Source organism: Protofrankia sp. CiT1 (assembly GCF_917627335.1).
GTDB lineage: Bacteria > Actinomycetota > Actinomycetes > Frankiales > Frankiaceae > Protofrankia.
The window spans coordinates 1-13,433 of record NZ_CAKJTP010000114.1 but is presented as its reverse complement, the minus strand read 5'-3'; the positions used below and the strand labels follow the sequence as shown (position 1 = coordinate 13,433).

Below are 13,433 nucleotides of genomic sequence, written 5' to 3'. Positions count from 1 at the left end.
ACCCCGACGAACTGTAACGAAGGAGATCCGACCGGCGGCGGGCAGTCCAACCGAACCCGCCCCTACCGATACCCACAATGATCATGGGAACCGGCCGCACAGACATCCGAGCACCCGCCCGGCCCGCCCCAGCGAGCGCCGCCAGGAATGCGGCCCACTCCGCGGGGGAACAACCTGTCATGTTCCATCCTGGCCGGGTCAGTTGATTAGCCATGGGAGTTAGCCATGGGAGACGAAGAAAATCATGATGGCGGGCACCAGGCCCGCCGAAAAAAGACAACAAGCAATAAATCTTCCCATACCGGATCTACCAGTCGTCATTCTGTGCGGTGGCATGGGAGCCAGCTTGCGCGAGACGTTCGAAACACGCCCTGGCCGCATGCCGCGCTCCCCTGGCGAGGCGAGCCATGATGGCGGGGCACGGGCTGTCGGGACACGCCTGTACGATCTGGTCGCCGAACTCACTCCCATGATGCGCAGCATCACCGGCGACGGCGTCCGCAAGACGCTGGCAACGGTCCGCGGAGCCCTCGAACCGGCGGTTCCCTTCGCCGTGCGCGAGGTGCCCACCGGGACACCGGTACTCGACTGGACGGTACCGAAGGAGTGGAACGTCTCGCAGGCCTGGCTGGCCGGCCCGGACGGCCAGCGCGTCCTCGACGCCGCGGACAACCCGCTGCACCTGCTTAACTACAGCATACCCACGCACACCCGGCTGTCTCTGCCTGACCTGCTACCGCACCTGCACTCCCTGCCCGACCACCCCGACTGGGTGCCCTACCGCACCTCCTATTACCACGAGGCCTGGGGGTTCTGCCTGAGCGACCGGCAGCGCCGCGAGCTGCCGGACGGTGAGTACGAGGTACATATCGACACGACGCTCACCGACGGCTCGCTGACCTTCGCCGAGATTGCGCTGCCCGGCAGCAGCCCGCGGGAATTTCTTGTCACCACTCATGTCTGCCACCCCGGCATGGCCAACGACAACGCCTCCGGCATCGCCACAGCCACACTGCTCGCCGCGGCGCTCGCGGACCGGCCCCGGCGGCTGAGCTACCGGTTCCTGTTCATTCCCGGAACAATCGGGGCAATCACCTGGCTTGCCCACAACCGTGAGAGCGTCGACGGTATCGAGCACGGCCTCGTGCTGACCGGGCTCGGCGACCGTGGGCAGCCGACATACAAACGCAGCCGGCGCGGTGACGCCGGCATCGACCGGGCCGTGACGCGGGCGCTGAAGGAAACAGGCCGGCCGTACAACGTGATCGATTTCTCGCCCTACGGCTATGACGAGCGCCAGTTCTGCTCCCCTGGTTTCAATCTGCCGGTGGGTCGATTCGGCCGCAGCCCACATGGCACGTACGCGGAGTATCACACGTCCGCCGACAATCTGGGCTTTGTGACAGCGACAGGTCTCAACGACTCCTTTGCAATCATCCTGCGCACGATCGAGATCTGTGAACGGGACCGGACCTGGACCAGCACATCCCCGTTCGGGGAACCACAGCTGGGACGGCGCGGTCTGTATCGCTCGATCGGCGCCACCCTGGACCGCGAGGCTGTCGAAATGGGTCTGCTGTGGGTCCTCAACCTCGCTGACGGCAGCCACAGCATGATCGACATAGCCGACCGCGCGGATCTGCCGTTCAACACAGTCGCGGACGCGGCAGACGCCCTCGCGGCGGTGGGCCTGTTGGGCTAAACCGAAGAGCCGCCAAGGCCCCGCTGGGGCACATACCAGGTATCACGCGCGTACCAGGTCAGCAGAAGCAGCCCCAGGTAAACCACGACCGGGCTGAGCAGGCTGCTCGACAACACCATGTAGAAGACCAGCAGCGCGCCGGAGAGGACGAACGACGGGGATCCGCACACGAACGCCCACACGATCAGGACCAGGAAAGCCGCCCCACCGACGAGACCGTACTCGAGGACAAGTTTGGGCAGCATGGCGTAGTTCAACGGCAAGCCGGTGCTGTGCATGAACTCGTCGGCATCCCGGTCAGACCAGCCCGGCCCGGAGCCGAAGAGCACGGTCAGCGGATCACCGCCCAGCCGGTCGTAGGTCCGGGTGTAGGGCTGGACGAAACGCAGGCTGCCGCTGGAACTGCTCGTGGCTGTCTCGGTGGCGCGTTCGGCGAATACGTCCGCCGCCGGGGTGAAACTCACGGCGGTCACCACCAGCGCGAGACCAGCCACCGCCGTTGCCGCGAACCGAGGTCCTTTATGGACCGCGAGCAGCACCAGCGCGGCGGCGAGCAGGATCACGCCAGTCCCCGAGACCGTGGTCAGTATCGCCACCACGAGGAGCGGCAAACGCCACCGGCGCACACCCCGCAATATCGAGACGACCAGACCGATGGCGAGGAACTGCGAGCAGAAGGACGGCTCCAGACAGACGAACGCATTCGCCTTGTACAGGCTGGAGCCGTATGCCACCGGATACGATGTGTTGAAGTTCCGCATAATCAGCTCGGGTGGCACGATCCCGCCGATGATGTCGCTGTAGTGCCAGCCCAGCAGCTGCAGGCCGAACTGCGCCACCGCGAAGCCGGCGAGCACTGCCGTCATGACCGCGAAACGGTCGAGCAGCCGAGGGAAGAGCGCCACCGACGTGTCAGCACGCAGGCGACAACAGAACGGCGCATAGGTCACCACCAGCAAGAGCAGCGATGTGAGCGAGTTGCCATCGAGGCCCCGGGTGAAAACGACCAACGCCGAACTGACGCATGCCGCCATAGCGACCAGATATGCCTGGGTACGGCCCATGTCGGCCACCAGGTCACCCCGCGCGAGCAACACCGCGGCGCCACCGAGGACCCCGGGCAGCATCAGCGGCACCTGGGCGGAACCGACCGGGACCGCCAGCCGCTGGAGGAAGACCTCCCCGAACAGCAACATGGTCAGCAGCCGCAGCGGCCGGCGCGCCGCGGCCGGGTCGGTGACCGCGGCATCCGGATCGGGGATCGCCCAGCTCCGTGGGATGCGGATTGTCAGGCTTGTTGCCATAGGCGGCCATCCAGGTTGGTCCGTGGGACAGCCCCGAGCGCATGGCCGGTCCGGGCGTCAGCCACGAGCGCCTCCAGTGACCGCCCCGGCGTTCAGCGCTTGCCCATGGGACGAAGGTAGCGGTCCGTAACCTCCTTGTTGCCACTCCTGCGACGCCCAGCATCCCTCGACGGCCTCGATGAGGTGCCCGGTGCGGCAGCGGCACGGCCGCTTGCGCCCATGACCGGACCGACAAGGTCGTCAGTGGCGCTCACGGGCGCCACGTCATGCGCGGACCGCCGGACAGCGGATCGCCCGTCGAAGACCACGCCCACAATCCGCTCGGCCAACGCCGGCCAGTGCCGCGGGATCCGCGACAGCTCCTTGAGCGGGGAGTCGCCGCTGGCGAAAACGATGATGGCATCCGCCTGCGTGGCGGGCACCGCCGTCATCGGAAGCTCGTCGAGCGCCGGGGCCAGCAGAATGACGAGATCGACCGCGGGAGCACGGTCCGCCAGGATGGGCGCGAGGCCACCGGGACGGGCGGCTCGTGCCGGCGCGACCCGGTTGTACAGCAGATGCCCCCGTCCGGTACCGGATGAGCGGGCCAGGCAGGTCGGCTCGTGCGCCCAGCGGGGCAGCTCGCCGGAGACCGCCCGAGGCAACCGCTCCAGCGGCGCACGAACCTCCGATTCCGCGGAGGCATCAATGATCAACACAACGCCCTGGTCGTCTGACCAGCTTGCGGAAACGGCCGCCACCAGGTCCGCGCTCAGATCGCCCCGCGTCACCGGAGCGAGGGCCACCACTGTGACAGCGGGCGACAACACCGCTGACATGGCGGAGACAAGGGTGTCGGTCGGCAGCCCACCGCCCCGCTTCCCGGAAACCGCGGCGATCAGAGGAGCATCCAGCACGGCTGCCGCACCACGCCCGTCGAGCGCCGTTGGCCTGCGCAGGTAGGCGCACCAGACCATCGCTGCCGCCAGGAACAGCCCGACCAGCGCGCCGACCAGCGTGTTACGAAACAGGTGCGGTGCGACCTGGCCATCAGCGCGCGCGGGCTCCGCCAGGGTCACCGAACCGGCGGTCAACGCGGCGTTGACCTGCGCCTCGGGAATCCGCCGGTTGAGGTCCGCGAGCTGTGAGTTGAGATTGCTGATCTGGCTGGCAAGAACCTGATCGTCAGCATTACGAGGCAGGGCGGCCTGCTGGGCCTGTAGCTTCTGAAGATTTTTGTAGATCTCATCGCGCAGGCTTGTCAGTCGCTGGACGGTACCGCTGCTGTCGTTTCCGTACTGGGAAAGTAGCTGTTGGTAAGCGGTCTCAGTAGACTGGACGAGCTGTGTCGCCCGCTCCGCGGTGCTGTCCCTGCCGACGATCGTGAAGAAGTAGCCCTCCCCCGACGGCGTTACCTTCAACCGTCTGGCCACGTAGAGCCGCGGCACCTTGAGCTGCTCAGCGATCAGGTCCAGGGCCGCGGTGGAGCCGGCGAACTGGGCCTGTGTCTGGACGGCTCTGCTCGCGTCGACCGAACCCGCGCCGAGCGCCGCGTTCGAGGTGTTCAGGAACACCCGGCCCGTCGCCTGGAAGACCGGGGCCTGTCGCTTGGCGAGGATGAGCGCCAGCGCCGCGCCGATGACCACCGCTATGACAATCGCCAGCCAGCGACGCCCCAGGATCCGCAACAGTGACGCCCCCGCAGTGCCCCGGGGCAGCTCAGCGGACGGCTGGACAACCGGGGTCACCCGCGCGCTCCCCTCGAGTCAGGTGAGATCGGCAGATCGACGATCGCCTTGATCCACGCTCTTGTTGCCGGTCGCTCTAACGGACCCACAGCCCCTCCTGATCACGGCTGCGCGACCACTGCGTGACCGCGGCGGCCGCGGCGGCCCAGTCGGTGCCCGGCGCAAGAAACCGCTGCTCCATATGCGTGACAAGATCTGGATCCGGTGCCACCAGGGTCCGCCGCGCGCGCTGTGGCCGGGCCAGGGCAACAGCGTTGGCGACGCTGCGCACGCAGACCAGCGCGCCTCGACGAACCGCGGCCCGCGGCCGGCCCATATGCCCGGGATCCGGCCTGCCACCGGCAAGCTCCCGCAGGCCGAACGGTCGGTATCCCTGGTAGGCCAGACAGGTGGCGTGGTCCCAGGCCTCACCGACGAACGGGCAGCTACGCAACAGCCGCTCGTCGGCAAGCAGCGCCCCGATCCGCGCACCGAAGGTGCTGGTGCAACTCGCCGCCCGGTACCAACGCGCTGTGCCCAAGAGTACGGCTTCAGGATCCCCCTGGGAACGGGCCCGCGCATCGATCAGTGGTGAGCGCCGGGTGGCCGCCGGAGCGAAACGCGTCGAACCATACAGGGTGAAATAATCGGCGACGGCCAGCTCATTCGCGGCTTGGATGAGACCGCGCAGGCTGGTGGCCGTATACAGGTAGTCGTCCTCGGAAAACCAGACGAGATCAGCCGGCGACCAGCCGCGCAGCCGGGGCAGTCGCAGCGCCCATCGATACGACGCTCGGTTGCTGCCGCAACGAACGCCGAGAACCTCGCCGGCCCCGGCCATCATCTCCAGACGGCCGGCGGGGATGGGCCCGTCGTTGACAAAGACAAGTTCGGTCTCAATATCAACATTATCCACCGCGCGCAACAGCGAGGCCAGGGCCAGTGACTTGTTGTAAAAACCCGGCCGATCCTTGCGATTCTCGCTGCCGACGGATCGGTAAACGATGTGCAGTCTCACCGCGAAACCATCTCGACGCGTTTCCTCCAGATCTTCCGCCTCGCGATGCACGCGCCCCAGCCCTGTTCCTTGATCCACGCCCCTGCTGCCGGGCGTTCCACGGTCATCGCTGCCACAACGACATGATCAGAACAGAACGTGCTCCGCCGAGAACTCACGATATCTGCCGCATCCGCCGCCCGCCCCGACGATGCCGGCCAGCCGATGAATCACCCAGCAAATCATCCGCTTTGCCCGGGTGCTGTGCCGTGGCTGGAGCCACCGCCCCGCTGGGAGATCCGGCCCTGCCGCGGGATGACGCCTCAGCCTGGTAGGCGGCGCGGCGCAGCAGCACGAACCACAACGGCACGGTCAGCCAGAACGCGGCGATGTACCCGACAACAGCCCCCCGCAGATCCCAACACGCCAGACCGGCCACCGGGAACACGAACAAAGCCGGCGCGAGCACACAGTGAACGCGGAAAGTGATCTTTGGCTGGCCAAGTGCGTAAAGCATACACGCCGGGCCGACTGTGGCGGCCGCGCCCGCCTGCTGAATAATCGTCAAACCGAGTATTCCGCGGGTCTGTGCCCAGGTGTCACCGAGCAGCGCAATACCAACGCGATCGGGAACAAACAGGAACAACACACCCCACAGCACGCCGGCGCCGACAACCAGGCAGGAAAGCATGGTTGCCGAGCGCATACGTGCCCGCGCGGGCATCTCCCGTCGGCGGGAGAACTCCGGAACCGCGAAGCTGATGATTCCGACGGCAAGAATCGTGGTCGGGCCGAGAAGGGTCTGCACCCCCCGCAGCGCACCGACCGCGAGCTCGGTGCCGAATACACCGATCAGCAGCGTCGACCCCTGTTGGGCGCCCTGCACGGTGATGTACTCGGCGCTCAGGTAACCCGCGGCCTCCCGGTGACATGTGATCCATTCACGGGACCTGCGCGGCGCGGGCCGGCAGCCGGCCTGGACCGCACCTCCCACCGCGGCCACCGCGGCGGCCGCGCCCCACACAAGCACGAATGTCGCGGACGAGTGGACGCCGTGCTGACAGAGAACGAACACGCCGCCCAGTTGGATCACAGTCCACACCGCGTCGTTCACCGCGGCCTTCACGGGTTTTCCCTGGGCGATGAAGACGTAACGCCAGGCGTCCTGCAGGAGCAGGCCTGGCATGACCAGGCCCATCGCGACCACCGTCAGACCGACCGTCGCGCCCAGTACCGTGCCGACGGCAACCAGGCACCCGCCAGCGATTATCCCGAGAACCAGCGCCGTACCGGTCGCCGCGGCGGTCGCCGCCCGAAAGATCCCAGGGGAGGCATCGGCGTACTTCATACCCATGGGTGCCGTACTGGCCGCCCGGGAAAAGCCGATGATCAGCGCGAACAGCGCGAAGGCGATCGAGAACGCGCCGAACTGGCCCGCCGAGACCTGCCGGGCGACCGTGAAGGCGATGAGCGCGTTGGTAGCGCTGGAAAGGACCTGGTCGCCCAGCGTCCACAGGGCCTTCGAGCGGCCGCCGGCGTGACCGGTGCCCCGTTGGCGCCGGCCGCGGCGGACCATGGGCTCCCGCCCGTCCTCGGCCCGTGGCCGCGAAAGATCGACCAGCCCCTCAAGGCGCGGGCGGGCGGGAACATACCGAATGGCCCGGGTACCGTCAGAGTCATTCGGTGGATGTTCGCGTGGATGACCGTAGCGGCGTGGCTTGTAGTCGATCCGCCCAACCGTCTCGATGTGCCCCTCCTCCGCCGGTCCGCGCCCTGCCGCGGGCCGGCGGCCAACAGGATCATCCATCGGCCGCCACCACGCTTCCCGGTTCTCCCAGGGCCGTCGAGCGCACGGAAAATTCCATAATCAAATATTCGTCGACCGCCAGCTTCACCGGACGCGGCAGGCCGCGTACGAACGTCAGCAAACGACCGGCCGAGGAACCGGCACGATGAACTTGCCGCCGCGGCGGGCATACGCGGTCTGCTGCTCCATGATCTCATCCCGGACATTCCAGGCCAGCAACAGCAAGTAGTCGGGGCGGCGCTGGGCCAGGACCGCCGGAGAAAGGATCGGCATCCGCGCGCCCGGGATGTACTTGCCCTGCTTGTGGACGTTGCGGTCAACCACGTACTGGACAAGGTCGGTGGTGATACCGCTCGAGTTCAGCAGGGTGGCGCCTTTTGCCGCGGCACCGTAGCCGGCCACCGTCCGGCCGTGCCCGGCCAGTTCCCGCAGGAGCGCAAGCAGCTCCGCCTGCAGTTCACGCACGTCAGCACCGAAGCCGGCATAGCGCTCGAAGGTGCCCAGGCCGGCCGCGCGCTCCCTGTCGAGGCGCTCGCGGACCTGCGGCACGTCACAATCGGCCGCGGCCCGCCGCATCCGCCAGCGCAGCGTGCCGCCGTGGAGCTCGGGAAACTCCGTCACCCCGACAATACTGAGACCGTGCCGACGCATGAGGGCCTCCACCGCGATGGTGGAAAAATAGCAGAAATGTTCATGGTAAACCGTGTCGAACTCGGTGTTTGTCAGTAACGCCCCCACACCCGGGTTCTCCACGGTGATGATTCCATCGTCCGCGAGCAGAATTGACATGCCCGCCACGAAGCTGTTCAGGTCGGGTACGTGCGCAAGCACGTTGTTCGCGATGATGACATCCGCGCGCAGCCCGTCGGCAACCAGTGCCTGGGCGAGGTCGGCGCCGAAGAACTCCGTGCGGGTCGGCACACCAGCCTTACGGGCCGCGTCCGCGGGCCCGGGTGACGGTTCGATACCGAGCACCGGGATCCCCCGCTCGATGAACGCCCGCAGCAGGTAACCGTCATTACTTGCGATCTCCACGACAAGGCTGTCGGGACCGAGATTGCGACTTGCTATCAGATCGATGACGTGTTTTTCAGCGTGCCGGCAGAGCGTGTCGCTGAATGACGAGTAATACGGATAGTCCGCATTGAAGATCTCTTCAGCCGGCAGGGCGTAGGTGAGCTGGACCAGCGTGCAGGAACTACAGAAACCGATCTCCAGCGGGAAGACCGGCTCAGGCCCGGCCAGGTCATCCGGCCGCAACAGCCTGTTGGCGATGGGGGTGTGTCCAAGCATCAGGAACGGGCGCGGCGGCGGCCCACCGCACGAGCGGCAGGCCGCGACCGGTACGGCCGCGGCCTGCCCGCGGGTCCCTGACTGGCCGGCGTGCTCGATTGACATGCGCTCCCTCGTGAATCCTGCGGCCCCGGCGGGACGCATAAATCATGGTTATGCCGCCGCTGGCCCGCTGCCCGAACTGATCGATGACCCAACCAGATCGAGATGAGGCACCTGCGATGGCTGTGCCGACTTCCACGCGCGCGGCACACCGCCTGCCCTGGGTGGCTACTTCCACCGCCCGGTGTGCCGCGTGCTCATCGCCTCCCCAGCAGGCGAAAAGCACGCAATCACGTTCTTTCCACGCACCCGCGGGCCGTGGCGGAACCTGGCCAGTGCCCCATGGTAGAGGCTTACCCGGGAGAGGCGGCCAGGCCGGCGGCCGTGTGGACGCGAGCCACTGGTCAGCCGGTGGCAGCCGGTGATGCCTCGAGCGGCGGCCAGGCACGGTCCTTGGCGGACACGGCTGTGGCGGCCAGTGGCCAACTGATCCCAAGGCGGGGATCGTCGTAGCAGGCACCGCGCTCATGGCCGGGTTCGAACGGCACGTTCATCTGGTATGTCACCTCGGTGGCGTCGACAAGCGTCTGGTACCCGTGCGCCAGCCCGGCCGGGACGAAGAGCGCTCGGCGGTTGTCCGCGGTCAGCTCGACCGCGACGTGTTGAAGATAGGTCCCCGACCTGGGACGGACGTCCACGACAACATCGAGCACGGCCCCGCGCGTACAGCGCACGAGCTTGGTCTCCCGCACTGGCTCGGCAGCCCAGTGCATCCCACGGATCGTCGCGGCGACGCGGTTGAAGGCGACGCCGCACTGCGCCGTCTCGGGCGCGAGGCCCGCCGCGGCAAACTCGCGCGCGCAGAAGGTCCGGGCGAAAAAGCCGCGGGCGTCCGCCACGGGCTCGACATCCACCACGAACACCCCGGCCAGCGCGGCCGGCGTAATGATCATTAATACGTCCAGAAAAGATCGGCATCGACCTGGCCGGTGTCAAGCAGGTACTGGAGCTGCCTGAGCCGGTTGTGGTCGCGGCCGGTGAAGGTCTCGCCGGCAAGCTGGACGCGCGCGAAGACATCGTAAAGCTGCCGGACCCCCAGCCGCGCGTCCCAGTCGCACGAAAAACCCGGCAGAACAGAATGTATCTTGTCACAGTCGACCCGGTAGCTGCGATTGTCCCCAGCGCTGTCCCCAAAGCTCAGGCGGCAATCGGTGAAGACGCTCGCGACCAGGTCAGCAATCTCCTTTATCTGGTAGTTCTGCGCACCGCTGCCGACGTTGAACACCTCGTTGTGAACAACCTCACGGGGCGCGGCAAGCACGCAGCGGATGGCCTTCGTGATGTCCAGGCCATGCACTAGGGGACGCCATGGCGTCCCATCGCTTGTCATCGCGATCTCACCGGCTGTCCAGGCACGTCCACAAAGATTGTTGAGCACGATGTCGAAACGCATCCGCGGGGACGCGCCGTACGCGGTGGCGTTACGCAGGAACGTGGGTGAGAAATCCTCGCCCGCCAGGGCCGCGACGTCACGCTCGACCAGAGCCTTGCACCGCGCGTACGGGGTCTGCGGGTTGAGCGCGGCGCTCTCGGTGACGCCGCGGCCCACCGCGATGCCGTAAACACTGCACGACGACATGTAGACGAACCGGGACGCGCCAGCCTGTTTCGCGAGCGCCGCGAGCCGGACGGAACCCCCATGGTTCACCCGCTGGGTGACCTCCGGCGAGAGCTCACCCAGCGGGTCGTTGGACAGCTCAGCCATGTGCACGATCGCGTCCATGCCGGCCAGGTCGTCGATCGTGACACGGCGCAGATCCCGGTCCAGGGTCTGCGGGCTGCGATCGGCGCCCCGGCAGAGCCAGCCGGACTTGTAGTAACCCGTATCCAGACCGAGGACCTCGTGGCCGGCACGCATCAGCTCGGGCGCGGCCAGTGCGCCCAGGTAGCCCTCAGAACCGGTGATGAGCACCTTCATCCACATGTCCTCCTCTGCCGGATCTGGAACGCGACGGCTGCTATCAGCCACCCGTTGACAGCAGACCGCACCCATCCCACCCAGCTGCCCGGCCAGCGTGCGCGGCCCGGCACCGGGTCGGGATGCCCTTGTGGGATACCCACTTCAATCGGATCATCACACCGCCCACGGACGCGAGAGCCCGCCAGCCGCGCACGGCAACCTGGCACACTCACAACGTGCGCGAACTACGGTCAGTAACGACAACCCACTCCAGCGGTCAACAGACATGGCCGTTCGAGCTCGTGGTCGTCAGCTATCACAGCCGAGATCAGCTCGAACGGATGCTGGCCGGGCTCCCCGCGGACATCCCGATCGTGATCGTCGACAACGCCGCCGGCGCGGACCGCGTCGACGAACTCATCGCCGACATGCCACATGGTCGTTACGTGGACTCCGGTGGCGGCAAGGGATTCGCCAAAGCCGCCAACATCGGAGTACGGACGTCGCGCTACGACTACGTGCTCTTCGGGAACCCGGACAGCCGGCCGACGATCGAGGTCATCACCTGGCTCGTGGCGGATGTCCGTACCGATCCGGGTCTCGCCACCAGCGCCGCTACGACGATCGGCCCGGACAACCGGCCGGAGCTGGGCAACGGGGGCTGGGAACCGACCCGGCGCCGGGTCCTCATACATGTGCTTGGAGCGCATAAAATCGTCCCGACCGCCGGTTTGTTCGCTCGCCCGAAGGTCGGCCAACCGATAGACGTCGAGTGGCTCACCGGAGCCTGCATGGCCGTCCGCCGCGAAACATTTCTTTCGCTAGGTGGATTTGACGAAAATTTCTTCGTTTACAACGAGGATATGGCGTTGGGGCGCCGGATTCGTGACGCCGGCCTGCGGCAACGGCTGCGGACGGACCTGCTGGTGCCGCACGGCTCGGGCAGCTCAGGCGCGCCGAGGACCTGGATGCTGCGGATGCGCGGCGCGTCCATGGTGAACTACCTGGCGTTGTACAACCCCCCGGCGCGGGTACGACAGATGCGCGCGATGCTCGTGGCCGGATATACGGGCCGCGCGGTGTTGTCCTGGGCGCTGCGCGACACTGCCGCCGCGGCTGAACATCGCTCATACCTCAAGGGGCTCCTAGCCGGCCCGCCCGCACCATAGCTCCGGACTTCACAGCCCCCGGACTTCATAGCCCCCGGACTCATGACCCCCGGGCTCATGGCCCCCACGCGCCGGGTCCAGCGCGGACCGCACCCGCTCCAGCAGCACGTCCCGGTCGAGCTCGCGGGAGACGAACGCGCGCCCAGCGGCACCAATCCGCACAGCCAGTCCGGGCGCGTCCAGGAGCCGGCAGACCGCGTCGGTGAACCCGCGCGCGTCGTCCGCCACGAGCAGGTCACGCCCGGGTATCCAGCCGAGGCCACGGCTGCCGACCCCCGTGCTTACCACCGCGGTACCAGCTCCCATCGCCTCGACCATCTTGATGTTGACCCCGGAGCCCGAACGCATCGGGTTCAGCGACACTGCCGCGCGGGTGACGTATCCCCACACGCTCGTGACATCGGTGTGGACCCTGACCTGCTCATGACCCCGCAACCAGGCCACCAGACCGGCTTCTCCCCGGCGCCCGACGACCTGGAGCGAGGCATACGGATGGCGGGCACGCACGGCCGGCCAGCAGTGGGCGAGAAACCAGCGCAGCGCCTCGGTGTTGGTCGGGGTGTCCAGGGAGCCGACGAACAACAACCGGCCGGGGTCTCTCTTGATCATTCCAGCCTCGGCGGACGCCGTGCCCACCTGGGCAGGCAGGAACGGGGGCAGGTGCATTGCGCGCGTACCACAACGCGCTCTGCGCCAGGCATGGTCCTCCGCGGAAATGTCCGCGATACAGGTGACAGTCGGCGAGCGATGCAGAACGCGTTCAGCTCTGCGCAGCTTGCGGTATTCGATGCCATAGGCCACCGAACGCATCCACGAGGCCGCGCCCGCCAGTTCCCGGAAGTACTGGGAGTCGATATTGTGGGCGCGGACAAGGTGCGGAATGCGCCAGGCCTGGGCAATCTGTTCGCCCACATGCGCAACCCGGCAGCTGTAGCTGATCACAGCTTCGGCACAGGGCGGCGTGACAGCGAGTACACGCCGCAGGGCGCCGATCGGGCGTGAGGCATAGGCGTACGGCGCCAGCCCCAGATGCGCTGACACGCTCAGGTCACGCGGTAGCTCGATGACCACGGCACCGGGCACCGCGGCCTGATAGGCGGCCAGGTCGAGCGCGGTGGGCGTCGGGACAAGCACCCGCAGCCCGATTCCGGCCGCCGCCGCGGCGGCTAGAAAGGTCAGCGTCTCCACCCGGCCACCGGCGTCAGCGGGCAGGAACGGCTCTTCGACCGCGACAATCCAACGCTCCGCGTCAGCCATCAGCCACTCTCCCGCATGCGCTCCCCCAGACGCCCAGCCTGCGCCCTGGAGCAACAGGCAATGACATCCTGACTTCAAATGGTTATTTCACGAACACAGACTACGGTGTTCTCCGTGATGGGAGCGCACAGCATTGGACGCAAAGCAATGATATTATCACTGGGAGCGATAGCCGTGTACGGCCACGCCCTGTATC

11 protein-coding genes are annotated in these 13,433 nt (G+C 67.0%); 2 read left to right on the top strand and 9 right to left on the bottom strand.

Annotated features, from left to right (window positions below; genetic code table 11):
- The coding region (locus MJ785_RS16140) for a hypothetical protein (RefSeq protein ID WP_239381581.1) at nt 1-181 on the bottom strand (181 nt) is incomplete at its 3' end.
- Between the two features lie 198 nt (nt 182-379).
- On the opposite strand from MJ785_RS16140, the gene MJ785_RS16135 reads away from it, so the two are divergent.
- Complete coding sequence (locus MJ785_RS16135) at nt 380-1,702, top strand: DUF4910 domain-containing protein (RefSeq protein ID WP_239310407.1); 1,323 nt, start codon at nt 380-382, stop codon at nt 1,700-1,702.
- Here MJ785_RS16135 and MJ785_RS16130 read toward each other — a convergent pair.
- The 7 genes from MJ785_RS16130 to MJ785_RS16100 form a co-directional block, all read right to left on the bottom strand.
- Nucleotides 1,699-3,006, bottom strand: coding sequence for a hypothetical protein (locus tag MJ785_RS16130; protein WP_239310405.1), 1,308 nt, complete (start codon nt 3,004-3,006; stop codon nt 1,699-1,701). The two genes, MJ785_RS16135 and MJ785_RS16130, sit on opposite strands and share 4 nt — an antisense overlap.
- 92 nt (nt 3,007-3,098) lie before the next feature.
- Nucleotides 3,099-4,733, bottom strand: a complete 1,635-nt coding sequence (locus tag MJ785_RS16125) for a lipopolysaccharide biosynthesis protein (protein WP_239310404.1) — start codon at nt 4,731-4,733, stop codon at nt 3,099-3,101.
- Between the two features lie 76 nt (nt 4,734-4,809).
- The gene (locus MJ785_RS16120; RefSeq protein ID WP_239310403.1) at nt 4,810-5,730 is read right to left on the bottom strand and encodes a hypothetical protein; all 921 of its coding nucleotides are present in this window, start codon (nt 5,728-5,730) and stop codon (nt 4,810-4,812) included.
- 154 nt (nt 5,731-5,884) lie between these two features.
- Nucleotides 5,885-7,516, bottom strand: a complete 1,632-nt coding sequence (locus MJ785_RS16115) for a hypothetical protein (RefSeq protein WP_239381580.1) — start codon at nt 7,514-7,516, stop codon at nt 5,885-5,887.
- Between the two features lie 114 nt (nt 7,517-7,630).
- Nucleotides 7,631-8,914 (bottom strand): class I SAM-dependent methyltransferase, encoded by a 1,284-nt coding sequence (locus MJ785_RS16110; RefSeq protein ID WP_239310401.1) that lies wholly within the window; start codon nt 8,912-8,914, stop codon nt 7,631-7,633.
- Nucleotides 8,915-9,255: 341 nt separating this feature from the next.
- Nucleotides 9,256-9,804 carry a dTDP-4-dehydrorhamnose 3,5-epimerase family protein gene (locus tag MJ785_RS16105; RefSeq protein WP_239310400.1) on the bottom strand — a complete coding sequence of 183 codons (549 nt, stop codon included), beginning with the start codon at nt 9,802-9,804 and terminating at the stop codon, nt 9,256-9,258.
- The gene (locus tag MJ785_RS16100) at nt 9,804-10,829 is read right to left on the bottom strand and encodes an NAD(P)-dependent oxidoreductase (RefSeq protein WP_239310399.1); all 1,026 of its coding nucleotides are present in this window, start codon (nt 10,827-10,829) and stop codon (nt 9,804-9,806) included. The genes MJ785_RS16105 and MJ785_RS16100 overlap by 1 nt, the downstream gene beginning before the upstream one ends.
- 122 nt (nt 10,830-10,951) lie before the next feature.
- On the opposite strand from MJ785_RS16100, the gene MJ785_RS16095 reads away from it, so the two are divergent.
- On the top strand, nt 10,952-11,980 hold the full coding sequence (locus MJ785_RS16095; RefSeq protein ID WP_239310398.1) for a glycosyltransferase: 1,029 nt from the start codon (nt 10,952-10,954) through the stop codon (nt 11,978-11,980).
- A gap of 9 nt (nt 11,981-11,989) precedes the next feature.
- Here MJ785_RS16095 and MJ785_RS16090 read toward each other — a convergent pair whose 3' ends face one another.
- Nucleotides 11,990-13,237 carry a glycosyltransferase gene (locus MJ785_RS16090; protein ID WP_239381579.1) on the bottom strand — a complete coding sequence of 416 codons (1,248 nt, stop codon included), beginning with the start codon at nt 13,235-13,237 and terminating at the stop codon, nt 11,990-11,992.
- Between the last annotated feature and the right edge of the window lie 196 nt (nt 13,238-13,433).

What these genes read in the sequence shown, in the direction of transcription:
- MJ785_RS16115 (WP_239381580.1), bottom strand. Translation starts at nt 7,516, where the DNA reads ATGGATGATCCTGTTGGCCGCCGGCCCGCGGCAGGGCGCGGACCGGCG.
- MJ785_RS16130 (WP_239310405.1), bottom strand. Translation starts at nt 3,006, where the DNA reads ATGGCAACAAGCCTGACAATCCGCATCCCACGGAGCTGGGCGATCCCC.
- MJ785_RS16110 (WP_239310401.1), bottom strand. Translation starts at nt 8,914, where the DNA reads ATGTCAATCGAGCACGCCGGCCAGTCAGGGACCCGCGGGCAGGCCGCG.
- MJ785_RS16090 (WP_239381579.1), bottom strand. Translation starts at nt 13,237, where the DNA reads ATGGCTGACGCGGAGCGTTGGATTGTCGCGGTCGAAGAGCCGTTCCTG.
- MJ785_RS16095 (WP_239310398.1), top strand. Translation starts at nt 10,952, where the DNA reads ATGCCCTTGTGGGATACCCACTTCAATCGGATCATCACACCGCCCACG.
- MJ785_RS16105 (WP_239310400.1), bottom strand. Translation starts at nt 9,804, where the DNA reads ATGATCATTACGCCGGCCGCGCTGGCCGGGGTGTTCGTGGTGGATGTC.
- MJ785_RS16100 (WP_239310399.1), bottom strand. Translation starts at nt 10,829, where the DNA reads ATGAAGGTGCTCATCACCGGTTCTGAGGGCTACCTGGGCGCACTGGCC.
- MJ785_RS16135 (WP_239310407.1), top strand. Translation starts at nt 380, where the DNA reads ATGCCGCGCTCCCCTGGCGAGGCGAGCCATGATGGCGGGGCACGGGCT.